Source organism: Oleiphilus sp. HI0043 (assembly GCF_001634935.1).
In genome coordinates this window covers 1-1,091 of the sequence record NZ_LWEY01001451.1, presented here as the reverse complement: position 1 = coordinate 1,091, position 1,091 = coordinate 1, and the positions used below count along the sequence as shown (strand labels likewise).

The window sequence follows — 1,091 nt, the reverse complement described above, 5'->3', positions numbered from 1 at the left end:
TTGCGTTTTAACTGAATATTACGCAGTGAACCCAACTCTGAAACACCACCACTCAGTACTAGTGCATTAGTCATGGTTGAGAGGGAGCTAATCACATAGGAACCCGGCACACGAGCTTCACCCAATACAAAGACCCGAATCGAACGCAAGCTTCCCATCGAAACACTGGCTTTAACACCAATCATTTTTTGATCAATAGTCTTTTTGATTTTTTCTTTGGCTTCAGAGAAGTCTAGGCCAGCTAAGCTCATTGGGCCTAAGTCAGGGATATAAACTTGCCCTTCCTGATCAACAACCAACTCGAAGAATTGGCTTTCTTTACCATAGAGGTTCACTTTTAGTGAATCACCTGGGCCTAGTACGTAATCAGATGAAACAGGAATATCAGTAATGGGTGCAAAGGTCGTTGGCTGACCTGCGAATAGATCGTATCCGAAAGCAGGCAGCTTGCCTTCTTCCATTTCAGTATTGGTGTTAATCTCACCGCCCACAGACTCAGCTACTTGCTGCTGAGCCACCGGCATGACGCTGTTAGTTTGTGCAACCACAGGCGTTTGCGCAGCATTTACATTGGGAATATCCACACCAAACTGCTGTGCTAAACGAGCCTGTTCCGCTGCAGGGAGACGCTTAAACTGTTCGAGCTGCGCCGGTGTAGGCTGTAGGGCAAAAGATTGAAGCGAGAATAAAGCTGCTACTACAAAAAGAAATGCACGCCCAGTGAGCCTTAGGCGAGAGAGTGTATCGATCATTCCTGATTCCATCATTATTAGAGAGTACTTCACTGTGATGACCATGTATGACGATCATCTTAATGGGCGCTAATTTAGCATTTAAAGGAGGGGCTTACTAGTTGGTGGAGTGGTCTATTTTAACATTTGTTTACATTATTTGATGTTTGTCATTCCTTGGAACCCTAAGAAATAAACATTTGAACCACCGAGGACACCGAGCGCTTCGCTACACAGAGGAAGAGATTGAGACACATCTAAAGAAAGCTATTATCTTTTCTCGGTGCAGGCCGCAGGCCGCTCTGTGTTCTCGGTGGTGAATCAGCTTTTATGTCTTAATCTTTAAGGGATAAACCGATG

At 44.9% G+C, this 1,091-nt stretch carries 1 protein-coding gene; it reads right to left on the bottom strand.

Annotated elements, in window-relative coordinates:
• On the bottom strand, nt 1-752 hold a 752-nt coding region (locus A3729_RS20445), incomplete at its 3' end, for a polysaccharide biosynthesis/export family protein (RefSeq protein ID WP_197475955.1).
• Between the last annotated feature and the right edge of the window lie 339 nt (nt 753-1,091).